The organism is Cronobacter sp. JZ38, from assembly GCF_008932145.1.
Classification (GTDB): domain Bacteria; phylum Pseudomonadota; class Gammaproteobacteria; order Enterobacterales; family Enterobacteriaceae; genus Cronobacter; species Cronobacter muytjensii.
Genome location: NZ_CP017662.1, coordinates 2840333 through 2866110, shown reverse-complemented (window position 1 = coordinate 2866110; position 25778 = coordinate 2840333). Strand labels below are relative to the sequence as shown.

General features: G+C 57.3%; 24 protein-coding genes. 20 read left to right on the top strand and 4 right to left on the bottom strand.

The genetic code is table 11. The features are described 5' to 3' along the window. The 11 genes from BJP61_RS13660 to ptsG all read left to right on the top strand — a co-directional run bounded on the left by BJP61_RS13660 (position 1) and on the right by ptsG (position 10488). Positions 1-954 carry a beta-ketoacyl-ACP synthase III gene (locus BJP61_RS13660; protein ID WP_171998551.1) on the top strand — a complete coding sequence of 318 codons (954 nt, stop codon included), beginning with the start codon at positions 1-3 and terminating at the stop codon, positions 952-954. A 17-nt stretch (positions 955-971) separates the two neighbouring features. Next, positions 972-1901: an ACP S-malonyltransferase gene (fabD, locus tag BJP61_RS13655; RefSeq protein WP_161579232.1), complete on the top strand. Its 930-nt coding sequence runs from the start codon at positions 972-974 to the stop codon at positions 1899-1901. Between the two features lie 13 nt (positions 1902-1914). Then, positions 1915-2649: a 3-oxoacyl-ACP reductase FabG gene (gene fabG, locus BJP61_RS13650; protein ID WP_007707910.1), complete on the top strand. Its 735-nt coding sequence runs from the start codon at positions 1915-1917 to the stop codon at positions 2647-2649. Between the two features lie 154 nt (positions 2650-2803). Further along, positions 2804-3040: an acyl carrier protein gene (gene acpP / locus BJP61_RS13645; RefSeq protein WP_000103754.1), complete on the top strand. Its 237-nt coding sequence runs from the start codon at positions 2804-2806 to the stop codon at positions 3038-3040. A gap of 92 nt (positions 3041-3132) precedes the next feature. Continuing rightward, positions 3133-4374, top strand: coding sequence for a beta-ketoacyl-ACP synthase II (gene fabF, locus BJP61_RS13640; protein ID WP_038863601.1), 1242 nt, complete (start codon positions 3133-3135; stop codon positions 4372-4374). 108 nt (positions 4375-4482) lie between these two features. Further along, entirely contained in the window at positions 4483-5283 is an 801-nt protein-coding gene (gene pabC / locus BJP61_RS13635) for an aminodeoxychorismate lyase (protein ID WP_171998550.1), read from the top strand. A 10-nt stretch (positions 5284-5293) separates the two neighbouring features. Further along, positions 5294-6316, top strand: coding sequence for a cell division protein YceG (gene yceG, locus BJP61_RS13630; RefSeq protein ID WP_038863599.1), 1023 nt, complete (start codon positions 5294-5296; stop codon positions 6314-6316). Continuing rightward, complete coding sequence (gene tmk, locus BJP61_RS13625) at positions 6306-6944, top strand: dTMP kinase (RefSeq protein WP_075192688.1); 639 nt, start codon at positions 6306-6308, stop codon at positions 6942-6944. Before yceG ends, tmk begins: the two co-directional genes overlap by 11 nt. Continuing rightward, the gene (gene holB / locus BJP61_RS13620; protein WP_171998549.1) at positions 6944-7951 is read left to right on the top strand and encodes a DNA polymerase III subunit delta'; all 1008 of its coding nucleotides are present in this window, start codon (positions 6944-6946) and stop codon (positions 7949-7951) included. Before tmk ends, holB begins: the two co-directional genes overlap by 1 nt. A gap of 10 nt (positions 7952-7961) precedes the next feature. Beyond that, the gene (locus tag BJP61_RS13615) at positions 7962-8756 is read left to right on the top strand and encodes a metal-dependent hydrolase (protein WP_038863594.1); all 795 of its coding nucleotides are present in this window, start codon (positions 7962-7964) and stop codon (positions 8754-8756) included. Between the two features lie 298 nt (positions 8757-9054). Next, entirely contained in the window at positions 9055-10488 is a 1434-nt protein-coding gene (gene ptsG / locus BJP61_RS13610; protein ID WP_038863592.1) for a PTS glucose transporter subunit IIBC, read from the top strand. A gap of 230 nt (positions 10489-10718) precedes the next feature. On the opposite strand, the gene fhuE is transcribed toward ptsG, so the two are convergent. Continuing rightward, a complete protein-coding gene (gene fhuE, locus BJP61_RS13605; protein WP_171998548.1) occupies positions 10719-12908 on the bottom strand; it encodes a ferric-rhodotorulic acid/ferric-coprogen receptor FhuE in 2190 nt (729 codons plus the stop codon). 347 nt (positions 12909-13255) lie between these two features. Here fhuE and hinT point away from each other — a divergent pair, with 347 nt between their 5' ends. From hinT to BJP61_RS13565, 8 genes are all read left to right on the top strand, one after another. Beyond that, complete coding sequence (hinT, locus tag BJP61_RS13600; RefSeq protein ID WP_075192685.1) at positions 13256-13615, top strand: purine nucleoside phosphoramidase; 360 nt, start codon at positions 13256-13258, stop codon at positions 13613-13615. Position 13616: 1 nt separating this feature from the next. Next, the gene (locus BJP61_RS13595) at positions 13617-13991 is read left to right on the top strand and encodes a YcfL family protein (RefSeq protein ID WP_038863587.1); all 375 of its coding nucleotides are present in this window, start codon (positions 13617-13619) and stop codon (positions 13989-13991) included. Between the two features lie 20 nt (positions 13992-14011). Continuing rightward, positions 14012-14665, top strand: coding sequence for a penicillin-binding protein activator LpoB (gene lpoB, locus BJP61_RS13590; RefSeq protein ID WP_038863585.1), 654 nt, complete (start codon positions 14012-14014; stop codon positions 14663-14665). Further along, a complete protein-coding gene (gene thiK, locus BJP61_RS13585; protein ID WP_171998547.1) occupies positions 14643-15491 on the top strand; it encodes a thiamine kinase in 849 nt (282 codons plus the stop codon). The genes lpoB and thiK overlap by 23 nt, the downstream gene beginning before the upstream one ends. Beyond that, the gene (nagZ, locus tag BJP61_RS13580) at positions 15479-16501 is read left to right on the top strand and encodes a beta-N-acetylhexosaminidase (RefSeq protein ID WP_075192682.1); all 1023 of its coding nucleotides are present in this window, start codon (positions 15479-15481) and stop codon (positions 16499-16501) included. The genes thiK and nagZ overlap by 13 nt, the downstream gene beginning before the upstream one ends. Before the next feature lie 39 nt (positions 16502-16540). Next, positions 16541-17083 carry an alpha/beta hydrolase YcfP gene (gene ycfP, locus BJP61_RS13575; protein ID WP_038863581.1) on the top strand — a complete coding sequence of 181 codons (543 nt, stop codon included), beginning with the start codon at positions 16541-16543 and terminating at the stop codon, positions 17081-17083. A 234-nt stretch (positions 17084-17317) separates the two neighbouring features. After that, a complete protein-coding gene (locus BJP61_RS13570) occupies positions 17318-18622 on the top strand; it encodes an NAD(P)/FAD-dependent oxidoreductase (RefSeq protein ID WP_075192681.1) in 1305 nt (434 codons plus the stop codon). Between the two features lie 186 nt (positions 18623-18808). Beyond that, on the top strand, positions 18809-19348 hold the full coding sequence (locus BJP61_RS13565) for a glycine zipper 2TM domain-containing protein (protein WP_038863577.1): 540 nt from the start codon (positions 18809-18811) through the stop codon (positions 19346-19348). 633 nt (positions 19349-19981) lie between these two features. Here the strand turns inward: BJP61_RS13565 and BJP61_RS13560 are convergent. Further along, positions 19982-20614, bottom strand: a complete 633-nt coding sequence (locus BJP61_RS13560) for a TetR/AcrR family transcriptional regulator (RefSeq protein WP_038863574.1) — start codon at positions 20612-20614, stop codon at positions 19982-19984. Between the two features lie 250 nt (positions 20615-20864). Between BJP61_RS13560 and bhsA the strand changes: the two genes are divergently transcribed. Beyond that, entirely contained in the window at positions 20865-21122 is a 258-nt protein-coding gene (bhsA, locus tag BJP61_RS13555) for a multiple stress resistance protein BhsA (protein ID WP_038863572.1), read from the top strand. A gap of 60 nt (positions 21123-21182) precedes the next feature. Here bhsA and BJP61_RS13550 read toward each other — a convergent pair whose 3' ends face one another. Beyond that, positions 21183-22157, bottom strand: a complete 975-nt coding sequence (locus tag BJP61_RS13550) for a L,D-transpeptidase family protein (protein ID WP_171998546.1) — start codon at positions 22155-22157, stop codon at positions 21183-21185. A 133-nt stretch (positions 22158-22290) separates the two neighbouring features. Continuing rightward, positions 22291-25737, bottom strand: a complete 3447-nt coding sequence (gene mfd / locus BJP61_RS13545) for a transcription-repair coupling factor (RefSeq protein ID WP_161579225.1) — start codon at positions 25735-25737, stop codon at positions 22291-22293. Positions 25738-25778 lie beyond the last annotated feature (41 nt).

Here is a 25778-nt window from a genome sequence, read left to right as displayed (position 1 = left end):
ATGTATACGAAGATTATTGGTACAGGCAGCTATCTGCCTGAACAAGTGCGGACGAACGCCGATCTGGAAAAAATGGTCGAGACCTCTGACGAGTGGATTGTCACTCGCACCGGTATCCGCGAGCGCCGCATTGCGGCGCCTGACGAGACTGTCGCCACTATGGGCCACGAAGCGGCGCTGCGCGCGATTGACATGGCCGGCATCGACAAAACACAGATTGGCCTGATTATCGTCGCCACCACCTCCGCCACGCACGCTTTCCCAAGCGCGGCCTGCCAGGTTCAGGGCATGCTGGGCATTAAAGGCTGTCCGGCATTTGACGTCGCTGCCGCCTGCGCAGGCTTTACTTATGCGCTAAGCATCGCCGATCAATACGTAAAATCCGGCGCGGTGCAAAACGCGCTGGTGATAGGCTCAGACGTGCTGGCACGTACGCTCGATCCTGAAGATCGCGGCACGATCATTTTGTTCGGCGATGGCGCCGGCGCCGCCGTTCTTGGCGCGAGCGAAGAGCCGGGCATTCTCTCCACCCATCTGCACGCGGACGGCAGCTACGGCGAGCTGTTAACGCTGCCGAACCAGGATCGCGTAAATCCGGACAGCCCGACCTTCCTGACGATGGCCGGGAACGAAGTCTTTAAAGTCGCGGTAACGGAACTGGCCCATATTGTCGACGAGACGCTGGAAGCCAATCAGCTCGATCGTGCCGCTCTCGACTGGCTGGTGCCGCATCAGGCGAATCTGCGCATTATCAGCGCGACCGCGAAAAAACTCGGTATGTCGATGGACAATGTCGTTGTGACCCTCGACAGACACGGCAACACCTCTGCGGCTTCCGTGCCTTGCGCGCTGGATGAAGCGGTACGCGACGGACGCATTCAACGGGGCCAACTGGTTCTGCTGGAAGCTTTCGGCGGCGGCTTCACCTGGGGTTCCGCGCTGGTTCGTTTTTAATCGAGAAGGATAAAAAAATGACGCAATTTGCTTTTGTGTTCCCGGGCCAGGGCTCTCAGGCTGTGGGAATGCTGTCTGACATGGCGGCAAATTTTCCCGTTATTGAAGCGACGTTCCGCGAAGCCTCCGCGGCGCTGGGCTATGATCTCTGGGCGCTGGTTCAACAAGGCCCGGCGGAAGAGCTGAACAAAACCTGGCAGACACAGCCTGCGCTCCTGACGGCGTCCGTCGCGCTGTGGCGCGTCTGGCAGGAGCAGGGTGGTAAAGCACCTGCGCTGATGGCCGGTCATAGCCTCGGCGAATATTCCGCGCTGGTGTGCGCGGGCGTTATTGATTTCGCCGACGCGGTGCGTCTGGTTGAACTGCGTGGCAAATTCATGCAGGAAGCCGTGCCGGAAGGCACGGGCGCGATGGCGGCGATTATTGGCCTCGATGACGATGCGATTGCGAAAGCTTGCGAAGAAGCCGCTGAAGGGCAGGTGGTTTCGCCGGTTAACTTCAACTCGCCAGGTCAGGTGGTTATCGCGGGTCATAAAGAGGCCGTCGAGCGCGCAGGCGCTGCCTGCAAAGCCGCAGGCGCCAAGCGCGCGCTGCCGTTGCCGGTCAGCGTGCCATCTCACTGCGCGCTGATGAAGCCGGCGGCGGATAAGCTCGCGTCTGAGCTTGAAAAGATCACGTTCAACGCTCCACAAATCCCGGTCGTCAATAACGTCGACGTGAAATGCGAGACCTCGCCGGAAGCGATTCGCGATGCGCTTGTGCGCCAGCTTTACAGCCCTGTACAGTGGACGAAAAGCGTTGAATTTATCGCGGCGCAGGGCGTGACGCAGCTGTATGAAGTGGGTCCGGGCAAAGTGCTGACCGGCCTGACGAAACGTATTGTTGACACCCTGACGGCGGCGGCGATTAACGAGCCGGCCAGCCTGTCAGCGGCACTTGCGCAATAAAACGAGGAAAACCATGAGCTTTGAAGGAAAAATCGCGCTGGTCACTGGTGCGAGCCGCGGTATCGGCCGCGCTATCGCCGAAACCCTGGCCGCACGCGGCGCTAAGGTTATCGGCACCGCCACCAGCGAAAGCGGCGCGCAAGCGATTAGCGACTATCTGGGCGCTAATGGCAAAGGCCTGATGCTGAATGTGACCGATGCGGCATCCATCGAATCGGTTCTGGAAAATATTCGCGCAGAATTTGGCGAAGTGGATATTCTGGTCAATAATGCCGGGATAACCCGTGACAATCTGCTGATGCGAATGAAAGATGACGAGTGGAACGATATCATCGAAACCAACCTGTCATCGGTTTTCCGTCTGTCAAAAGCGGTAATGCGGGCTATGATGAAAAAGCGTCACGGCCGCATTATCACTATCGGTTCTGTGGTTGGTACCATGGGAAATGCCGGTCAGGCCAACTACGCTGCGGCGAAAGCGGGTCTTATCGGTTTCAGTAAATCGCTGGCGCGTGAAGTTGCGTCCCGCGGTATTACGGTAAACGTTGTTGCTCCGGGTTTTATTGAAACGGACATGACGCGTGCGCTGTCTGACGACCAGCGTGCGGGTATTCTGGCGGAAGTTCCTGCGGGTCGCTTAGGCGACGCAAAAGAAATCGCCAGCGCGGTTGCATTTTTAGCCTCTGACGAGGCCGGGTACATCACTGGTGAGACCCTGCACGTCAACGGCGGAATGTACATGGTTTAATCACGAATAAAATTATTTGCGTTATCAGGGCAATTGCCCGCAAAATAGCGTAAAATCGTGGTAAGACCTGCCGGGATTTAGTTGCAACTTTTTCAACATTTTATACACTACGAAAACCATCGCGAAAGCGAGTTTTGATAGGAAATTTAAGAGTATGAGCACTATCGAAGAACGCGTTAAGAAAATTATCGGCGAACAGCTGGGCGTTAAGCAGGAAGAAGTTACCAACAATGCTTCCTTCGTTGAAGACCTGGGCGCTGATTCTCTTGACACCGTTGAGCTGGTAATGGCTCTGGAAGAAGAGTTTGATACTGAGATTCCGGACGAAGAAGCTGAGAAAATCACCACCGTTCAGGCTGCCATTGATTACATCAACGGCCACCAGGCGTAAGTGAACATCTCCAGGCGGTCGCTCGACCGCCTGAGTTTTATCTTTTAGTCCCACAAGTATCTACTAATATCATCCCTCCCTGGAGGACAAACGTGTCTAAGCGTCGTGTAGTTGTGACCGGACTGGGCATGTTGTCTCCTGTCGGCAATACCGTAGAGTCTACCTGGAAAGCTCTCCTTGCCGGTCAGAGTGGCATCAGCCTGATCGACCATTTCGATACTAGCGCCTATGCAACAAAATTTGCTGGCTTAGTAAAGGATTTTAACTGTGAAGACATTATCTCGCGCAAAGAACAGCGCAAGATGGATGCCTTTATTCAATATGGAATTGTCGCCGGCGTACAGGCCATGCAGGATTCCGGCCTTGAAGTGACGGAAGAGAACGCTCCTCGCATCGGCGCGGCTATCGGTTCCGGCATCGGCGGCCTTGGCTTAATCGAAGAGAACCACAGCTCGCTGGTTAACGGCGGCCCGCGGAAAATCAGTCCCTTCTTCGTGCCATCAACGATTGTTAACATGGTGGCGGGTCATCTGACCATCATGTACGGTCTGCGCGGTCCCAGCATTTCTATCGCCACCGCCTGCACCTCCGGCGTGCACAACATCGGCCATGCGGCGCGCATCATCGCCTACGGCGATGCTGACGTCATGCTGGCAGGCGGCGCAGAAAAAGCCAGTACGCCGCTCGGCGTTGGCGGATTCGGCGCGGCGCGTGCGCTCTCCACCCGTAACGATAACCCGCAGGCCGCAAGCCGTCCGTGGGATAAAGAGAGGGATGGATTTGTGCTGGGCGACGGCGCGGGCATCATCGTGCTGGAAGAGTACGAGCACGCGAAAAAACGCGGCGCGAAAATCTACGCTGAACTGGTCGGTTTTGGTATGAGCAGCGATGCGTATCATATGACCTCTCCGCCGGAAAACGGCGCGGGCGCGGCGCTGGCCATGACGCACGCGCTGCGTGACGCAGGTCTTGACGCAGGCCAAATCGGTTACGTCAATGCGCACGGCACCTCGACGCCTGCGGGCGACGTAGCAGAAGCCCAGGCGGTGAAATCCGTCTTCGGCGACGCGGCGAAACGCGTAATGGTGAGCTCCACTAAATCGATGACCGGCCATCTGCTTGGCGCGGCGGGCGCAGTAGAATCTATCTACTCCATCCTCGCGCTGCGCGATCAGGCGGTTCCGCCGACCATCAACCTGGACAATCCGGACGAAGGCTGCGATCTTGACTTCGTTCCGCATGAAGCGCGTCAGGTTTCTGGTCTGGAGTATACCCTGTGTAACTCCTTCGGCTTCGGCGGCACCAACGGCTCTCTGATCTTCAAAAAGGTCTGACAGTCGCCACAAAGGCCCGCCCCGCGCGGGCCTTTGAACATTTTCCCTTCCTCTTGCCCCCCGTCGGTCATCCTGCCAGACTAATGCGCTACCCGTTAAGGAGCCACCATGCTGTTAATTAATGGTCTCGACCAGGATTGCCTGCCGGCGGCCGATCGCGCCGTTCAGTTCGGCGATGGCTGTTTTACCACGGCCCGCGTGCGCGACGGCGTCGTTATCATGCTGGAGCAGCATCTGGCGCGCCTGCGCGAAGGTTGCGAGCGGCTGGTCATCGCAATGCCGGACGCCAGCGCGCTGCGTAACGAAATGATGCAGGCGGCGCAGGGGCAGGGGAGCGCGGTCGTGAAAGTCATTATCACCCGAGGGGCTGGATCGCGCGGCTACGGTATCGCCGGATGCGGCGCGCCGACGCGTATCGTATCGCGCGCGGCGTATCCCGCGTTTTACGACGACTGGCGCGCGCGAGGCATCCGTCTTGCCCTCAGTCCAGTGCGGCTCGGACGCAACCCGCATCTTGCTGGCATTAAGCACCTCAACCGGCTTGAACAGGTGCTCATTCGCGCGCATCTTGAGCAGACGCCCGCCGATGAGGCGCTGGTACTTGACAGCGAAGGGTGGGTTACGGAATGCTGTGCGGCTAATCTGTTCTGGCGTAAAGGAAAAGCGGTGTTTACCCCCCGTCTCGATCAGGCTGGCGTCGATGGCCTTATGCGGCGCCATATTATTGGTCTGCTGAATCAGTCAGCCTGGCGATTGTCTGAAATTAACGCGCCGTTCAGTGCGCTTGAAGAGGCTGACGAGGTCTTTATCTGCAATGCGCTGATGCCGCTGGTGCCAGTGCGTGAGATTGACGGTCACGCTTACGCCTCCCGCGAACTTTATAAATACCTCATTTCCCACTGCGAATAACCGGGTTCCCATGAAGAAAATGTTGCGCGTCGCGCTACTGCTGGTTCTTGTGCTTGCCGCCGCGGCAGGTGTTGGTTACTGGAAAGTGCGCCAGCTGGCGCAAAGCCCGTTGCCGATTGCGAAAGAAACGATATTTACACTTAAACCGGGCACCGGGCGTCTCGCGCTTGGCCAGCAGCTTTATGATGAAAAGCTCATCAAACGCCCGCGCGTATTCCAGTGGCTGTTACGTCTTGAGCCAGGGCTGGCACATTTCAAAGCCGGGACATACCGATTCACGCCACAAATGACTGTGCGTGACGCTTTGCGTCTGCTCGCGAGCGGTAAAGAGGCGCAATTCCCCATCCGCTTTGTCGAAGGCATGAAGCTGAGTGACTGGCTGAAACAGCTGCGCGAAGCGCCCTATATTAAACACACCCTTAAAGACGACGAGTACGCGACGGTAGCGCAGGCGCTGAAGCTTGAACATCCCGACTGGGTGGAGGGGTGGTTCTGGCCTGATACCTGGCTCTATACCGCCAACACCTCTGATGTGACGCTGCTCAGGCGCGCCCATCAACGGATGGTGAAAGCGGTGGACGCTATCTGGAAATCACGTATGGACGGGTTGCCATACAAAGATCCGAACCAGCTGGTGACGATGGCGTCCATCATTGAAAAAGAGACGGCGGTGGCGGGCGAGCGTGACCGCGTTGCATCGGTGTTTATCAACCGTCTGCGCATTGGAATGCGTCTGCAAACCGATCCGACGGTCATTTACGGCATGGGTAACGATTACAACGGGAAGCTTTCACGTAAAGATCTGGAAACCCCGACGCCGTATAATACCTACGTCATCAGCGGCCTGCCGCCAGGCCCTATCGCAATGCCTGGCGAGGCGTCGCTGAAGGCGGCGGCGCATCCGGCGAAAACGCCGTACCTCTATTTTGTGGCGGACGGTAAGGGCGGCCACACGTTCACCACGAATCTCGCCAGCCATAATCGTGCAGTGCAGGATTATCTTAAGGCGCTTAAGGATAAAAATGAGCAGTAAATACATTGTCATCGAAGGGCTGGAAGGCGCCGGAAAAACCACGGCGCGCAATCTGGTGGTCGAGACGCTGAAATCGCTCGGCGTAGCCAACCTGACCTTCACTCGCGAGCCGGGCGGTACGGTGCTGGCCGAAAAACTGCGTAGCCTCGTGCTGGATATCAAATCGGTGGGCGATGAAGTCATCACCGACAATGCCGAAGTGCTGCTGTTTTACGCCGCCCGCGTCCAGCTCGTGGACACTGTGATTAAGCCTGCGCTCGCGCGCGGCGAATGGGTCATTGGCGACCGTCACGATCTCTCCACCCAGGCTTATCAAGGCGGCGGGCGCGGCATTGACCGCGCGCTGCTGACCACGCTGCGCCAGGCGGTGCTGGGCGATTTCGCGCCGGATCTGACCATTTATCTTGATGTCGATCCGCGCATCGGGCTTGAGCGCGCCCGCGCGCGCGGGGAGCTTGACCGCATCGAACAGGAATCGCTCGATTTCTTTAACCGCACCCGCGCTCGCTATCTTGAGCTGGCTGCGGCTGACCCGCGCATTGTCACTATTGACGCCTGCCAGCCGCTGGAGGCCGTCAGTCGCGATATCCGCGCCACGGTGACGCGTTGGGTGCAGGAGCAAAAATAATGAAATGGTATCCGTGGCTGCGCCCCTCGTTTGAACATCTGGTCGGCAACTGGCAGTCCGGCAGGGGACACCATGCGGTATTGATTCACGCATTGCCCGGCATGGGCGACGACGCGCTGATTTACGCGCTAAGCCGCTGGCGCATGTGTCAGCAGCCACAAGGGCAGAAAAGCTGCGGCCAGTGCCGCGCCTGCCAGCTGATGCAGGCGGGCACGCATCCTGATTATTATCTGGCGGAGCCGGAGAAGGGCAAATCGACGCTCGGCATCGACGCTATCCGCGATATCAGCGAAAAGCTCTACGACCGCGCGCGTCTTGGCGGCGCGAAAGTCGTCTGGATCAAAGAGGCCGCGCAGCTGACGGAGGCGGCGGCCAACGCGTTGCTGAAAACGCTGGAAGAGCCGCCGGAAAATACCTGGTTTCTGCTGGGCTGTCGTGAGCCGGAACAACTCCCCGCCACGCTTCGCAGCCGCTGCTTTAGCTGGCACCTCGCGCCGCCGGAGGCGCGTTACGCCGAGGCCTGGCTTGCGCGTGAAACCCAGGCGGACCCGTCGCGTATTAACGCCGCGCTGCGTCTCACCGGCGGAGCGCCCGCCGCCGCGCTGGCACTCCTCCAGCCGGAACAGTGGCAGCAGCGTGTGGCGCTCAGCGAGAAAACGGCGGCGGCGCTCGCGAGCGGAGACTGGCTCTCCTTATTACCCGCGCTTAACCACGATCAGGCGCCGTTTCGGCTCCACTGGCTGGCGTCTTTCCTGATGGACGCGCTGAAGTGGCGTCACGGAGCTTATGGCGCGCTGGTAAACACCGATTATCAGGCGCTGGTGGCACAACTGGCCCAGAACTTTACGCCCGTCATCCTGCAGGCGATGCTCGATTCGCTGTTCCGCTGTCGCGAACGACTCTTGAATGTGGCGGCGGTCAATCGGGAGCTGCTGCTGACCGAACTGCTACTCACCTGGGAGCGTTATATGCGCCCGGGTGCCGCGCTTCCTTCTTATCATCTCTGAGAGAGACGTTATGTTTTTAGTCGACTCACACTGCCATCTCGATGGCCTGGATTATCAGTCTCTGCATAAAGATGTGGATGACGTTCTGGCGAAAGCCGCCGCCCGCGACGTGAAATATTTTCTGGCGGTCGCCACCACGCTGCCTGGCTACAACGCCATGCGCGAGCTTATCGGCGAGCGGGAAAACGTGGCGTACTCCTGCGGCGTGCATCCGCTCAATCAGGACGAGGAATATGATGTCGAAGAGCTGCGTCGTCTCGCCGCCGACCCGCGCGTCGTGGCGATGGGCGAAACGGGGCTTGATTATTATTACACGCCGGAAACTAAAGCCCGCCAGCAGGAATCGTTCCGTCATCACATCCGCATCGGCCGTGAGCTGAACAAGCCGGTTATCGTCCATACCCGTGATGCGCGTGAAGACACACTCGCTATCCTGCGCGAAGAAAAAGTGACGGACTGTTCAGGCGTACTACACTGTTTTACGGAAGACAGAGAGACGGCGGGCAAACTGCTGGATTTAGGGTTCTATATTTCCTTCTCCGGCATTCTGACCTTCCGCAACGCGGAGCAGATCCGCGAGGCGGCGCGTTATGTCCCGCTCGATCGTCTGCTGGTGGAAACCGACTCGCCGTACCTGGCGCCGGTTCCGCACCGCGGTAAAGAGAATCAGCCTGCGCTGGTGCGCGATGTGGCGGAATATATGGCGGTGCTGAAGGGCGTGAGCCTGGAAACGCTGGCTGAAACCACCACCCGCAACTTCTCCACGCTGTTCCACGTTGACCTCGCCGCGCTGCAATCTGCCTGATAAACCGAGTTATTTTAAAGCTCGTAATTAATAGACAAAGCGAGTAAAGTTCACCGCCGAAATTCAGGCGGTGACCCTCGATTTATAAACATCCTGAAACACTTAATGTAAAGAATCGCAAGTTTTCGCCTAAGGTGTGTTTGAAACGTGATAGCCGTCAAACAAAGATCGCGTGATTTATTTTACTCTGCGTAATAAATAAAGGGTACTCAGATGCCCTGTTTATGGCCCGTTTCTCCCCCGGGCTAATGCGTAAAACGCGTAAAAAAAGCACAAATACTCAGGAGCACTCTCAATTATGTTTAAGAATGCATTTGCTAACCTGCAGAAGGTGGGTAAATCGCTGATGCTGCCAGTCTCCGTACTGCCTATCGCAGGTATCCTGCTGGGCGTCGGTTCTGCAAACTTCAGCTGGCTGCCAGCCGTGGTTTCCCACGTCATGGCGGAAGCGGGCGGTTCTGTTTTCGCTAACATGCCGCTTATCTTCGCTATCGGTGTTGCGCTGGGCTTCACCAATAACGACGGCGTATCAGCGCTGGCTGCGGTAGTCGCCTACGGCATCATGGTGAAAACCATGGCGGTCGTTGCACCGCTGGTGTTGCACCTGCCTGCGGAAGAGATCGCCGCGAAGCATCTGGCTGATACCGGTGTTCTGGGCGGTATTATCTCCGGTGCGATTGCAGCGTATATGTTCAACCGCTTCTATCGTATCAAGCTGCCTGAGTATCTGGGCTTCTTCGCGGGTAAACGTTTCGTTCCGATCATTTCTGGTCTGGCGGCGATTTTCACTGGCGTGATCCTGTCCTTCATTTGGCCGCCGATTGGCTCCGCCATCCAGACGTTCTCTCAGTGGGCGGCGTACCAGAACCCGGTTGTGGCGTTTGGTATCTACGGCTTCATCGAACGTTGCCTGGTGCCGTTTGGTCTGCACCATATCTGGAACGTTCCTTTCCAGATGCAGATTGGTGAATTCACCAACGCGGCAGGTCAGGTGTTCCACGGCGATATCCCGCGCTATATGGCAGGCGACCCGACCGCAGGCAAACTGTCTGGCGGCTTCCTGTTCAAAATGTACGGTCTGCCGGCTGCTGCCATCGCTATCTGGCACTCCGCTAAACCGGAAAACCGCGCCAAAGTGGGCGGTATCATGATCTCCGCCGCGCTGACCTCGTTCCTGACCGGTATCACTGAGCCGATCGAGTTCTCCTTCATGTTCGTGGCGCCGATCCTCTACATTATCCATGCGGTACTGGCAGGTCTGGCCTTCCCGATCTGTATCCTTCTGGGTATGCGTGACGGCACCAGCTTCTCGCACGGTCTGATCGACTTTATCGTTCTGTCCGGTAACAGCAGCAAACTGTGGCTGTTCCCGATTGTCGGTCTGTGCTATGCCGTTGTGTACTACACCATCTTCCGTGTGCTGATCAAAGCACTGGACCTGAAAACGCCGGGTCGTGAAGATGCAACGGAAGACAGTAAAGCAGGCGCAACCAGCGAAATGGCTCCGGCTCTGGTGGCGGCGTTTGGTGGTAAAGAGAACATCACTAACCTTGACGCCTGTATCACCCGTCTGCGCGTAAGCGTGGCGGACGTAGCGAAAGTGGATCAGGCTGGCCTGAAGAAACTGGGTGCTGCGGGTGTGGTTGTCGCAGGCTCCGGCGTTCAGGCGATTTTCGGCACCAAGTCCGATAACCTGAAAACCGAAATGGATGAATACATCCGTAACAGCTAATCCAGGCTGACGGGGAGATAAAGGGAGGCGCAAGCCTCCCTTTTTTTACGCCTGAAAACGCGCGGGGAATGGATGCAGCGAGCGGCAGAACGGGGGAGCTGGCTGAGGCGTTAATGCCGCCAGTACCGCGTTGAGACGACTATTTTGGCCCGCGCTTTGGATGCGTCGCGAGGCGTAACGCCCAATAAAAAAGGGAGCCGCAGGGCTCCCTTTTTATGACACAGAGTGAATCAGAACTGATAGCGGGCGGTAATACTCGCGTTACGCGGCTCACCATAGACGATGGACCCTTCGACATTGGTATCGTATTTCTTGTCGAACAGGTTATTAATATTGCCTTGCACGGAGAAGTTTTTAGTCACCTGATAGCGGGTGAAAAGATCCACCAGCGCATAGCTTCCCTGCTCGGCACGCCAGGTACCGTACGGCGTTACGGTATCATTCCAGACCCGATTCTGCCAGTTAATGCCACCACCGACGGTCAGCTGCGGCATAACGGGCAGACGGTAGCTGGTAAACAGTTTTACGCTGGTGCGTGGCAGGTAAGGGTTAACCGCTTTGCCTTCGTTATCGTCAGCGATGTAACGGGTCGCGCCGAAGGTCATTTGCCAGTTATCGGTGATGGCGCCGTTAACTTCAAATTCGACACCTTTACTTACTGTGCCATCCACAGCACGATAAGCCGTTTCGTTATTGCTGCCGGCGATAGGCCTGCCGGTATTCTGGCCGACATTGTCCTGTTCAATACGGAAGATAGCGAGCGTGGTGGTCAGACGGCTATTCATCCAGTCAGACTTCAGACCAATTTCATAGTTGTTGCCGGTAACAGGCGAAAGGTACTTACCTGAACTGTCACGGTAGTTTTGCGGCTGGAAGATAGAGGTGTAGCTGGTGTAGGCGGACCAGTTATCGTTGATGTCATAAACCAGACCCGCGTAAGGCGAGGTGTGGTTTTTTTCCATGCTGTAAGTCAGCGTATCAATACGCCAGTTCGTATAGCGCGCGCCAATAATCAGATGCAGCGGGTCGGCCAGGGAGAGGCGGGTCGCGGCATACAGGGATTTCATGTGCGTGGTGTCTTCCTGCGCCAGCGTCTGCTCGCCCCAGTTAGTTTCTGGGAAGTTACCGTTATAGTCGTAGAAGCTGCCAATCTCATCCGGGAAGACATTTGCCCAGGTATTGACGTAACGGTTGTTCTGTTCGGTATAGCTGCCGCCAATCATGAGGTTGTGTTCACGGCCAAGCAGCTCGTAGGTGCCATCGGCAAAGAGATCGACGGCGTCAATTTTACGTTTGCCGCTGTTCCAGCCGGTCCCACCGACATAATCATAGCCCGGGCCGTAGCTGGCATACGGGCCGACCAGTGAACCATCGGCTTTGTTGACATACGCATCGACATACATGGTTCTGCCATCAAACTTCACTTCTGAGTGCGTGGCATTCAGCGTCGCTTGCCAGGTGTCGGCGAAACGCTGTTTGAAGGTCACAAAGACTTTATCGATATCTTTATCGTTATAGGCCCAGTCCGGTGCGGTGCTGCGGGAGCGATCGTAGCTGTTTTTTGTGCCGTCGGTATTCCAGCGCGGCAGACCGCCCCAGGTCGGACTATCGACATTAATGCTCTGGTGTTCATAACCTGCCGAAAGGCTGGTGGTTTCGCCCAGATCCGCATCGACGATACCGGAGAAGAAGGTTTTCTCATTGGTGTAACGATCGAGCCAGGAGTCGTTATGCTGGTAGCCCGCCACGATACGGCCACGAACATGACCATCTGGCGTCAGCGGCCCCTGCAAATCAGCCACGTAACGTTGTTTATTCCAGCTACCATATTCTGCAGAGACAGTGCCGGTATAATCACGGCTGGTGGCGTGTTTACGGATCATATTGATGGACGCAGAAGGGTTCCCCGTACCGGTCATCAGACCGTTGGCGCCGCGTACCACTTCCACACGTTCGAATAATGCGGTATCAGACAGCGCATCGCCCAGGTTCCAGCGTGATTCAAAATAGGTCGGGATGCCATCCACCATGTAATTATCGATCTGGAAACCGCGCGAGTAGTAACTGCTGCGGTCAGAATCCGCCTGGCTTTTGCTAATACCCAACGTGTGATCCATTACGTCGCCGAGCGTATCAAGCTGCTGATCCTTCATGCGCTGTTCGCTGATAATACTGACGGACTGCGGAATATCGCGCTGGATCATCTGCATTTTGGTGCCCGCGCTGGTCACTTTTACGCTGTAATCCTGCGACTCATCAGGCGTGCCGCTGTCGGCAGCCGCGTCGACCACAATGGTGTCGTTTGTCGCCGGTGCTGCGTAAACTGCTGGTGCCGCCAGCGCGCTGGCAATGCTTAACGCCAGCAAAGAGGGAAGAGAAGACGCCGGAACGACGCCCTGACGAAGTGCATGCTTAGCCATGTGTTGCCCTTAAAAATAATAAAATGATGCTGTGCATCAGGCTGTTGTAGTACGACTCTCATCACTGGCATCCGGCCTGATGAACAGAAATCGCGGGACTAAAACAACGTTCCACTGTCAATAAAAATGAGAACTATAATCATTTGTTTTTGCGGTGTAAACAAATGTAAGACGCGTTACAAATCGGCGGAAACAGGCCTGCCGAAGAAAAGCGCGTGAAGCAGGGCGACAACACCTCGGGTATGCGCTATAAGCATCCGCTTTATAAAGAAAAACCGGCGCAAAGGTTGAAAGGAAGCGATCATCTCGCTCATACTCTTAGCGTTTATCCAAGAAGGAAAAAAACCATGGCCGAAGAAACCATTTTCAGCAAAATTATTCGTCGCGAGATCCCGTCGGATATCGTTTATCAGGATGAGCTGGTAACGGCGTTTCGCGATATTTCTCCCCAGGCCCCAACCCATATTTTGATCGTCCCGAATGTACTGATACCGACCGTCAATGACGTCACGCCGGAACACGAGCAGGCGCTTGGTCGTCTGTTTACCGCCGCCGCGAAAATCGCGCAGCAGGAAGGCATTGCGCAAGATGGTTATCGCCTCATCATGAACTGCAACCGTCACGGCGGGCAGGAGGTCTACCACATCCATATGCATCTGGTAGGTGGCCGTCCGCTGGGGCCAATGCTTGCGCATAAAGGTCTCTGATATGGGCTGCGCACGCACAGGCTGGCTGCTGGCCGCGCTGCTGCTGGCGGGCTGCCGCTCCGCGCCGACGATTCCTGTCAGCGACGATCAGGCTGTAGTGATGGAATCCAGCGTTCTGGCTGCGGGCATTACCGCTGAAAAACCAGACTTTTCTCTGCAAAACGGCAAGCCTGGCGCCGCCGCTACCATTTACAATAACAAAGACGCGCCCGTTACCGTCCACTACCGCTTTTACTGGTACGACGCCCACGGGCTGGAAGGCCAGCCGCTGGATGTTCCGCGAACGGTGGTCATCCCGGCGCAGGGCCGTGTGACGGTTAACGGCCAGACCGACTATCTGGCGGCACGGAAAGCCCGTCTTTATCTCTATCTCTGAAGGGGGAAACGTTGAACAGAATGTATCGCTATGCGCTACTGGCGGCTGTCGCCCTGGCGCTGTCGGGTTGTATTGTACCCGGCGAGCAGAAACCCGCGCCGGTCGAAGAAGTGCAACCGGGCACGCAGCAACCTACGCAGCCCGTCCCGCCGCCGACCCAGCCGGTGCCGACTGTGCCATCCGTGCCGTCAATTCCGGCGCAGCCTGGCCCGATTGAACACCAGCCTGAAAACACCACGCCGGAGCCGAAATCGCGCACCTATGACTGGAACAGCGCAATGGCACCGATGGTCGGCAAAATGTTACAGGCCGACGGGGTAAACGCGGGCAGCGTGCTGCTGGTGGACAGCGTCAATAACCGTACCAACGGCTCAATGCAAACCGGCCCGGCTACCGAGGCACTGCGCGGCGCGCTGGCGAACAATGGTAAATTCACGCTGGTCTCGGCGCAGCAGCTCTCAATGGCGAAACAGCAGTTAGGACTTTCGCCGCAGGACAGCCTGGGCTCGCGCAGTAAAGCCATCGGCATCGCCCGTAACGTGGGCGCGCAGTATGTGCTTTACGCCAACGCCAGCGGCAACGTGAACGCCCCCACGCTGCAAATGCAGCTGATGCTGGTACAGACCGGCGAAATTATCTGGTCCGGTAAAGGTGCCGTTCAGCAAACCCAGTAATCAGAGCCCGCAAGGGTTTTTACAGCAGAGTTTTCCGGCGGCTTCGGCCGCCGGCGTCGTTTGCGCGCTGCCGGGCCTTAGCGATGGTGTCTGGCGGGTGTTCGTTGATGACGAAACGCTGGTGGTACGCCGTGACGCGCGCGCAAGCCGCGCCCGTAGTCCTCGCCAGTATCGCGCGCTGAAACGGCTTCCCGCGACGCTCGCGCCACGCCCGCGCCGCTGCGATAACGGCTGGCTGGCGGTCACTTTTTTACCGGGCGACATTCACGACACGCTGCCGCCTGTGCCGCAACTCGGTGCGCTGCTGTATCATCTGCATCGTCAGCGACGCTTCGGCTGGCGTATCGAACTGCTGCCGCTGCTGATGCGAGACTGGCAGCAGAGCGCGCCGACGCGCCGCACGCGTTTCTGGCTGCGTCTGCTACACCGCATGCGCCGCCTCGGCGAGCCGCGTCCACTGCGTCTCGCGCCGCTGCATATGGACATTCATCCCGGCAACCTGGTCTGGGCGCAGGAGCGACTGATGCTTATTGACTGGGAGTACGCGGGCGATGGCGACGTTGCGCTGGAGCTTGCCTGCGTCTGGCTCGATGACGCGACGTGCGATGCGCTTATCGCCGACTACGCGAAACGAGCAATGATTAACGAGACGTCGCTGCGCCGTCAGGTGGCGCGCTGGCGTCCGTGGAGCGGGTTACTGATGGCGGGCTGGTATGAGCGCCGCTTTCAGGAAACCGGCGACCGCACATTTATCACACTTGCAGACGAGGCCTGGCGCCAGCTGCGGGAAAACGAATACGAAGGGAGAGAAACATGGGTCCGGTAATGCTGGATGTGGAAGGCTTTGAGCTTGATGCCGAAGAGCGTGAAATTCTGGGGCATCCGCTGGTAGGTGGGCTTATCCTGTTTACCCGCAACTATCATGATCCCCAGCAGTTGCGCGAACTGGTGCGTCAGATACGCGAAAGCGCGCATAACCATCTGGTCATTGCTGTAGACCAGGAGGGCGGACGCGTGCAGCGTTTTCGCGACGGATTTACCCGACTGCCTGCGGCGCAGAGCTTTGCCGCCCTGCTGGGTATGGAGGAGGGCGGGAAACTTGCGCAGGAGGCGGGCTGGTTGATGGCCTGCGAAATGATTGCAATGGATATCGACATCAGCTTCGCGCCGGTGCTGGATGTCGGGCATCTCAGCGCCGCGATTGGCGAGCGCGCGTTTCATGACGACCCGGCAAACGTGCTGGCGATGGCAAAACGCTTTATTACCGGTATGCAGAGCGCGGGCATGAAAGCGACCGGCAAACACTTCCCGGGCCACGGGGCCGTCAGCGCTGATTCGCACAAAGAGACACCGCGCGATCCGCGCCCGGCTGCGGAGATTCGCCGCCACGACATGCTGCCGTTTCGCGAGCTTATTAGTTACAACATGCTAGATGCTGTCATGCCGGCGCACGTCGTCTATAGCGATGTCGATCCCCTGCCAGCCAGCGGTTCGCCTTACTGGCTTAAGCAGGTGCTGCGCGGTGAACTCGGTTTCGACGGCGTGATTTTCTCTGACGATCTCTCAATGGAAGGCGCGGCAATTCTTGGCGGCTATGCGGAGCGCGGGCAGGCGGCGCTGGACGCCGGTTGCGATATGATCCTGGTCTGCAATAATCGGAAGGGTGCCGTTAGCGTTCTGGATAACCTGTCGCCGATCAAAGCAGAACGTGTTACACGTTTGTATCATAAAGGTGTAATTTCGCGTCAGGAACTGATGGCGTCAGCGCGCTGGAAGCAGGTAAGCGGCGAGCTTACCGCACTGCATGAGCGCTGGCAGACGCACAAGGCGGGGTAATTCGTTGCCCTGAAGCTGCTACGCTGGGATGAGAATGCGATGATTATCTACTTACACGGTTTCGATTCAAACAGTCCGGGTAACCATGAGAAAGTGCTGCAACTGCAGTTTATCGATCCGGATGTGCGGCTTATCAGCTACAGCACGCGCCATCCGAAACACGACATGCAGCATCTGCTGCGCGAAGTGGACAAGATGCTGCAGTTAAACGTCGACGAGCGGCCCCTCATCTGCGGCGTGGGGCTTGGCGGCTTCTGGGCGGAGCGTATCGGTTTTCTGTGTGATATCCGGCAGGTTATCTTCAACCCCAACCTGTTTCCGTATGAAAACATGGAAGGCAAAATCGACAGGCCGGAAGAGTATCTGGATATCGCGACCAAATGCGTTGAGAACTTCCGCGAGAAAAACCGCGACCGCTGCCTGGCTATCCTCTCGCGTGAGGATGAAGCACTCGACAGCCAGCGCTCGGCGCAGCTGTTGCATCAGTTTTATGAAATCGTCTGGGATGAAACGCAGACGCACAAATTCAAAAATATTTCGCCCCACCTGCAACGCATTAAGGCTTTTAAAACACTCGGGTAATGCCTGCCTGAAACATCAAGCGCCATCATATCGACGATGGGCCAGCCGCAAGCTGGCCCATTTTGTTTATCTTTAATGCATAAAAATTGATGCACATCAAATTTGGTATGACCAATGCACCGTTCATGTTATGCTCGTCTCTGTTGTGAACCGGGTTGCTAAACTATTGTTAATTAAAAGCTATTTTTAATAACTTTGAATTAACAATTAGTTAAACACTTTAAGGGGGTCACGTTGACTACGCCATTAAGAAAGATCGTTATCGTGGGCGGCGGTGCCGGCGGACTGGAGCTCGCCACGCAGCTCGGTCATAAACTGGGCCGCGGCAAAAAAGCGAAAGTCACGCTGGTGGATCGTAATCACAGCCACCTGTGGAAACCGCTGCTGCACGAAGTGGCGACCGGCTCGCTGGATGAGGGCGTTGATGCGCTGAGCTATCTGGCGCATGCGCGCAACCACGGTTTCCAGTTCCAGCTGGGTTCCGTTGTGGATATCAACCGCGACGCGAAAACCATCACGCTTGCCGAACTGCGCGATGAGAAAGGCGAACTGCTGGTGGCTGAGCGTAAAGTCCCTTACGACACGCTGGTCATGGCGCTCGGCAGTACCTCCAACGACTTCAACACGCCAGGCGTCAAGGATCACTGCATTTTCCTCGACAACCCGCACCAGGCGCGTCGTTTCCATCAGGAAATGCTTAACCTGTTCCTGAAATACTCCGCCAACCTCGGCGCTAACGGCAAAGTGAACATCGCGATTGTCGGCGGCGGCGCAACAGGCGTTGAGCTCTCCGCAGAGTTGCATAACGCGGTGAAACAGCTGCACAGCTACGGCTACAAAGGGCTCACCAACGAAGCGCTGAACGTGACGCTGGTGGAAGCGGGCGAGCGTATTCTCCCGGCGCTGCCGCCGCGTATCTCCAGCGCCGCGCACAATGAGCTGACCAAGCTTGGCGTACGCGTGCTTACCAACACCATGGTGACCAGCGCGCAGGAAGATGGGCTCAACACCAAAGACGGCGAATTCATTCAGGCTGACCTGATGGTCTGGGCGGCAGGTATTAAAGCGCCAGATTTTATGAAAGAGATAGGCGGGCTCGAAACCAACCGCATCAATCAGCTGGTGGTGGAACAGACGCTGCAAACCACGCGCGATCCGGATATCTTCGCCATTGGCGACTGCGCGTCCTGCCCGCGTCCGGAAGGCGGCTTCGTACCGCCGCGCGCCCAGGCGGCGCACCAGATGGCTTCCTGCGCGCTGGACAACATTCTGGCGCAGATCAAAGGCAAGCCGCTCAAGCCGTACGTCTATAAAGACAAAGGCTCGCTGGTATCGCTGTCGAAATTCTCAACCGTCGGCAGCCTGATGGGCAACCTGATGCGCGGCTCTATGATGATCGAAGGGCGTATCGCGCGCTTTGTCTACATCTCGCTGTATCGTATGCATCAGATAGCGCTGCATGGCTACTTCAAGACCGGCCTGATGATGCTCGTTGGCAGCATCAACCGCGTGATCCGCCCGCGCCTGAAGCTGCACTAAGCAAGACATCCGCCCCGGCGCCCGCCAGGGCGGATGAAATTTTATTTCCGTCACATTTTCCCTTCAGACTCCTCTCAATCCGCTGATTCGCCCCGGTTAATCCTCTTTTTTGAGTCGTTTTCTGATTTGCCATTCGTTTCCTCAATTGCAAAATTGTTACTAATTGCACAGCCGGGAGGAATTCCTGTGAATAAATCAATGTTAGCGGGTATCGGTATTGGGGTGGTTGCTGCGCTGGGCGTGGCGGCGGTGGCGAGTCTGGATGTTTTTACTCCTTCGCCGAAATATGCTCAGGTGGTTTCTGCCACGCCTATCAAAGAGACCGTGAAAACGCCGCGTCAGGAGTGCCGTAATGTCACCGTGACGCATCGTCGTCCGGTTCAGGATGAAAACCGCCTGACCGGCTCGGTACTGGGCGCGGTCGCAGGCGGCGTGATTGGCCACCAGTTTGGCGGCGGGCGCGGTAAAGATGTCGCGACGGTGGTGGGCGCGCTGGGCGGCGGCTACGCCGGCAACCAGATCCAGGGTCATCTGCAGGAGAGCGATACCTACACCACGACTCAGCAGCGCTGCAAAACCGTCTATGACAAATCAGAGAAAATGCTCGGTTATGATGTGACGTACCGCATCGGGGAAGAGCAGGGCAAAATCCGTATGGATAACGATCCGGGCAGCCGTATTCCGCTCGACAGCAACGGACAGCTGGTACTGAATCAGAAAACCTGAAAATAAAAAAGCGTTACGCACCATTGCCCCTCTCGCACTCAGGCAGAGGGGCTTTTTTATGCCTGCGCCCCGGTGGGAAGCCACAAAATACGCATGCGAAAACGCCCATGCGTCACGGGCTGTGAGGCATGGGCGTTGGCATTACATAGCACTGTGTTGTCTGAATAAAATAAAACCCGTGATCAGCACTGATAAAAACGCATAAAGAATAGAACCACCGCAGAACAACCAAAGGCCAAATAACAATGTTATTACTATTAACACCTTAAATAATGGTAATAGCAAAGCCATGTTCATCTTCCTTCTGTAGGTGTATAGCCAAAAATCGTCTCTTGTCTTCCATATTTGAAACTTGATACACCACGGATACTGTGTGGAAAAAAGTCCTCGTCCCTGCATGGCTCCGTCTTCATGACGTGAATAACTCCAGTTCTAATAATTGATGGTGCTAATTAATTAGCACACGAATAATCATTTCTTTGACGATCAAAGAGTAGCTATTCTGAAGGATATATTTGCCAGTTTTTTCCTATCAATAAACGGCGCAGAAAGGCTTTCAGCGAAACGGTGATTATTCATAGAATTTATGGGAAAAGCGGGAGTGGCGGATGCCGCTCCCGGAAGGCGGGGATACTATTGCAAGAGGTGCGGCCACAGTCGCATAGTCATATTCACAATCTGAATCAATTCTTCCTGGCTGGCGCCTTCGCGTGCGCTTACCGACATGCCGTGCACCAGGCAACTGATAAAGCGTACCAGTGCAGGCAAGTTGCATTCTGATGGAATTTCTTTTTTCGCCTGCCGCTCACTTAAAAAGCGCAGCAAAATTTCTTCGCGTTGCGTATGACGGGCTTTCAGCGTGGCGGCGATTTCTTCAGACGATGCGGCGAGTGCCGCAGACGTCGTGACCATAAAACAGCCCGCCGGCGTCTCTTTACTGGCAAAGCAGCTCGCTACCGCGCAAAGATAATCATGCAGCGCTTCATCGACGCGTTTATCAGCGCGAAACAGCAAGGTTTCCTGCTGTTGCGCGAAGCGTGCGATATAGCGGTCAAGCACGGCGCGAAACAGCCCCTCTTTATTGGTGAACTCCGCATACAGCGTCGGCGCTTTGGCACCGGTCGCTTCCACCAGATGCGCCAGCGACGTGGCTTCGTAGCCGTGCTGCCAGAATAGTGCCATGGCCTTATCAAGCGCCGCTTCCCTGTCGAACACTTTCGGTCGGCCACGGCTTTTTTTTGCGCAACTTTGCGTTTCTGTTGTCATGGTGCCGTTTAACCTCTTTATCAAACCTGCCTTCAAAATACCCCTTTTTGCACCGGGAGTACCAGCAAAACCGCGCCGGATGTAGTTTCCAGCGGCGGGTCGCCGTAAGCGAGCTATTAATATAACGATCGTTAAAAATTATATTGAAACGTGATGCAGATCACAACTATCATTTATCTATCGATCGTTAATTAAATAATGTTAACGACCCTCTGTTACCGAACCGTCTTACTGATAAAAAGGTTACCCTATGAAAAACGTCAACATGCTGTTCGCCGTCGCCATTCTGAGTTCGCTGTCATTTGCAAGCGTTGCTGCCGTTCAGGTGCAGTCAACGCCAGCGGGGCAGCAGAAAGTGGGTACTATCTCCGCCACCGCCGGCACTAACCTGTCGTCGCTCGAAGCGGAGCTTGCGCAAAAAGCGGATGAAGCCGGTGCGAAATCGTTCCGCATCACCTCGGCGAATGGCCCGAACGCCCTGCACGGCACGGCGGTTATTTATAAATAAGCTGAACCGACACACAGCAAAAGGCCCTGTCCAGCGACAGGGCCTTTTTTCGTTCAGGGCTCAGATGGCGTTAGAGGCGGGTTCAGAAGCGTGCGCGGTGACGTTGACCGGCACGCCAGCGCGCAGGCGCAGCGCGTGCTCCATCACGTCGCGGTCGGTCTGCGGGGCAGACTGGAACGCCTGAAGGGTTGCGTTCAGTACAATCGGCAGCGTTTTCGGATCGTCCTCAATCCGTTTTGACAGCGGTTGATGCACCTCTACCAGATGCCGGCCATCCGGTTCTACGGACGCTTTCACCGGCGCGTTAATGATATTCACGCGCGTTCCGACCGGCACCACGCTGAATAAATGCTTAATGTCGTCATCGCGCAGGCGAATACAGCCGGAGCTAACGCGCATCCCGATACCGAAATCGGCATTCGTGCCGTGCAGAAGATAGACGCCGCCGTAAGCCGCAAGGCGGATCGCGTGGTGGCCCATCGGGTTATCCGGCCCGGCCGGGACTACCGGCGGCAGATCAATACCCTGGGCTTTATAGCGCGCGCGGATATTGGCGGTCGGCGTCCAGGTGGGGTTAGCGCGTTTTTGCGAGACGGATGTCTGCATCGTCGGCGTCAGCGTATCGCCATCCAGTTGACCGATGCCTATCGGGTAGACGGTCACGCTGTTTTCTCCCGGTGGGAAATAGTAGAGCCGCAGCTCGGCAAGATTAATGAGAATGCCTTCGCGCGGCGCGTCCGGCAGCAGCATCTGGCGCGGAATCGTCAGTACGCTGCCCGCGCGCGGCACATACGGATCAACGCCCGGGTTCGCCTGCAAAAGCGCCAGAAAGCCGACGTTATAGCGTTTGGCGATCGCCTCCAGCGAGCCGCCGTCGTCTGCCACCGTGTGGTAGAGGGTGTCGCCGATAAGCCGGCTGCCAGGCGGCGGCAGCGGATAGGTATTGGCCAGCGCCTGGCTTGCGCCGAGCGTCACGCTCGCGGCGAAGGCAAGCCATGACAGCCAGCGGGTAAAACGCGTATTTTCTCTTTTCATTTACAGATCCCAAAGGCAGAGAAGCTTTTGTAATTTATTGATAAAGAGAGAAGTATGGCGGGGGTTCGTCCAGGGAAACCCTGGACGAATGCAAAAGATTGTAAAGTTACGCCCCTGAGCGGGGCGTGGCGGATTACGGCAGGGTGTGTTCGGCGAGTTGCGCCATAAACTGACGCACCCATTCCATGCGGTTTTTGCGCTCTTCCAGCTCGCGGAAAAACTTCAGGCGCGTCGGCCCGTCGAGGCGATAATGTTGCGGCTCTTTTTGCAGCAGACCAATAAGCCAGCCCGGATCAACATGGTTCTTCTCGGCAAATTCAATCGTCCCGCCTTTTTCATTGGCCTCAATCTTGCGTACGCCAAGCTTCTGCGCCTGCTGGCGCAAAAGCGCGATATCCAGCAGGTTGCGCGCCGGGTCCGGCAACAGGCCAAAGCGATCGATAAGCTCCACCTTGATCTCTTCAAGCTCCTGCTCTTTTTTGGCGCTGGCAATGCGCTTGTAGAAGGACAGTCGCGTATTGACGTCCGGGATAAAGGCTTCCGGCAGCAGCGAGGGCATCCGCAGCTCAACTTCGGTCTGCTGGCTGGTGAGATCTTCAAGCGACGGCTCGCGCCCGGCTTTCAGCGCGTCGACGGCGTTTTCCAGCAGTTCCATATAGAGCGAAAAGCCGATGGTCTCCATCTGGCCGCTTTGATCTTCGCCCAGCAGCTCGCCCGCGCCGCGGATTTCCAGATCGTGCGTCGCCAGCGCAAAGCCTGCGCCCAGATCTTCCAGCGAGGCGATGGCTTCGAGGCGTTTCTGCGCATCGGTGGTCATCGCTTTAGGCGGCGGCGTCAGCAGCCAGGCGTACGCCTGGTGGTGCGAACGGCCCACGCGGCCACGCAGCTGGTGCAACTGCGCAAGGCCAAAGTGGTCGGCGCGCTCGATAATAATGGTATTGGCGGTCGGAATATCGATACCGGTTTCGATAATCGTGGTGCAGACCAGCACGTTGAAGCGCTGGTGATGGAAGTCGTTCATCACCCGCTCCAGCTCACGCTCGCGCATCTGGCCGTGGCCGATGGCGATACGCGCCTCCGGTACCAGGTTTGCCAGCCGCTCGGCGGCTTTCTGAATATTCTCGACGTCATTGTAAAGGTAATACACCTGCCCGCCGCGCAGCACTTCGCGCAGGATCGCCTCGCGCACCACCAGATTGTCATACTCGCGCACGAAGGTTTTCACCGCCAGTCGGCGCGCCGGCGGCGTGGCGATAATCGACAGGTCCCGCATGCCGCTCATCGCCATGTTAAGCGTGCGCGGAATCGGCGTCGCGGTAAGCGTCAGGATATCGACATCGGCGCGCATCGCCTTGATACGCTCTTTGTGACGCACGCCGAAGCGGTGCTCCTCATCGACGATGAGAAGCCCCAGATCTTTCATCTTCACATCGCTCTGCAACAGCTTATGGGTGCCGATAAGAATATCGACTTTCCCTTCGGCAGCCTGTTCCAGCACCTGCGCCTGCTCTTTGGCGCTGCGAAAGCGCGACAGCAGCTCAATGCGCACCGGCCAGTTGGCGAAACGGTCGCGGAAATTGTCGTAATGCTGCTGGGCGAGCAGAGTGGTCGGCACCAGCACCGCGACCTGTTTATTGTTCTCGACGGCAAGAAACGCCGCGCGCATCGCCACTTCGGTTTTGCCGAAGCCGACATCGCCGCACACCAGGCGATCCATCGCCAGCGGCTGGCACATATCGCTCAACACCGCGTTAATGGCCTGCGCCTGATCGGGCGTCGTTTCAAACGGGAAGCCCTCGCAGAACAATTGATACTGCTCTTTGTCATGCTTAAAGGCGAAACCGGCTTTCGCGGCGCGCTGGGCATAGATATCCAGCAGCTCCGCCGCCACGTCGCGCACTTTTTCCGCCGCTTTCTGGCGCGCTTTGCTCCAGGCGTCGCCGCCCAGTTTATGCAGAGGCGCATTCTCTTCGGCCCCGCCCGCGTAGCGGCTGATCAGATGCAGTGACGAGACCGGCACATAGAGTTTCGCCTCGTTGGCGTAGGTCAGCATCAGATATTCAGCAGTGATGCCGCCCGCTTCAAGCGTGGTCAGCCCGGCATAGCGGCCCACGCCGTGCTCCAGATGCACTACCGGCTGGCCGGGGCGCAGCTCCGCCAGGTTGCGGATAAGCGTGTCGGGGTTAATGGTGCGGCGGCTCTCCTGACGGCGGCGCGTCACGCGCTCGCCCAGCAGATCGCTTTCGCAGATAAACGCCCGGTGGCGCAGGGTGTCGATAAACCCGCGCTCCGCCGCGCCGATGCTCAGATAACAGCCGCCATCGGCGGCATCTTCGAGACGCAGCAGGCGCTTTGGTGCGACTTTAATGCGCGAGAGCAGTTCAGAGAGCGCCTCGCGGCGGCCCTCACTTTCTACCGAGAAAATTACCGGCCCGGTGAACGATTCAAGAAAACGGCGCAGGCTGTCGAGCGGCGCTTTCTGCTGGGCCTGAACGGCGATATCCGGCAGCGGCTGATAGCCGAGATTGGTATTCGCGGCTTTATCGGCGAGCGCTTCGGTTTTCAACTGTACGCGCGGCCAGGCTTTCAGTTGCGCATGAAGTTCATCAGTGCGCAGCCAGAGTTCTTCCGGTGGCAACAGCGGACGCATCGGGTCAACGCCGCGGTTCTCATAACGCGCGACGGCGTCGGTCCAGAAGCGGTCAGCGCTCGCCTCAAGATCGCCTGTGCTCACTACCAGTGTGTTTTTCGGGAAATAGCTGAACAGCGGCGGCAGCGGCTCGCTGAAGAACAGCGGCTGCCAGTATTCGATCCCGGCGGGCAGGGTGCCTTTGCTCACCTGCTGATAGATATGCTCCGGGTCACGCTTGACCTCGAAACGGTCGCGCCACTGGCTGCGGAACAGTTCAATGGCCGCTTTGTCGGTCGGAAATTCGTGCGCCGGCAGCAGATTTATCGCCTCGACCTCTTCCAGCGTGCGCTGGGTGTCGACGTCAAACAACCGCAGGCTGTCGATTTCGTCATCGAAAAAGTCGATGCGGTAGGGCTGTTCGCTGCCCATCGGGTAGAGATCGAGCAGCGCGCCGCGGGTGGCGTATTCGCCATGCGCCATCACCTGATCCACATGACGATAGCCCGCCTGGTCGAGCTGGCTGCGCAGGGTGTCGCGCGACAGCTGCTGGCCTTTTTGCATCACCAGCGCGTGGCCGTGCAGGAAGCTGTGCGGGCAGACGCGCTGCATCAGCGTGTTCACCGGCAGGATCAACACGCCGCGCTGCATGGCGGGCAGCTGATAGAGCGTCGAGAGGCGCGAGGAGATAATCTCCTGATGCGGTGAGAAACTGTCGTAAGGCAGCGTCTCCCAGTCGGCGAGGTTCATGACCAGGCTTTCGGTAAACTGTTGAATTTCATCATGCAGGCGCAGGGCGTTTTGCATATCCGGCGCGATAAGCACCAGCGGGCCGGCGTGGCGTTCCGCCATTTCCGCCACCTCGACGGCGCAGGCCGCGCCGGTCAGTTCACCCAGTTGACGCTGATCGCCCGCTTTGACGGGCAGAGTGTAACGATATTGTTCAGGCATAGAAGGCGAAGCGTGCTCCGGTTGTGCCGCTTGTCCGGGAT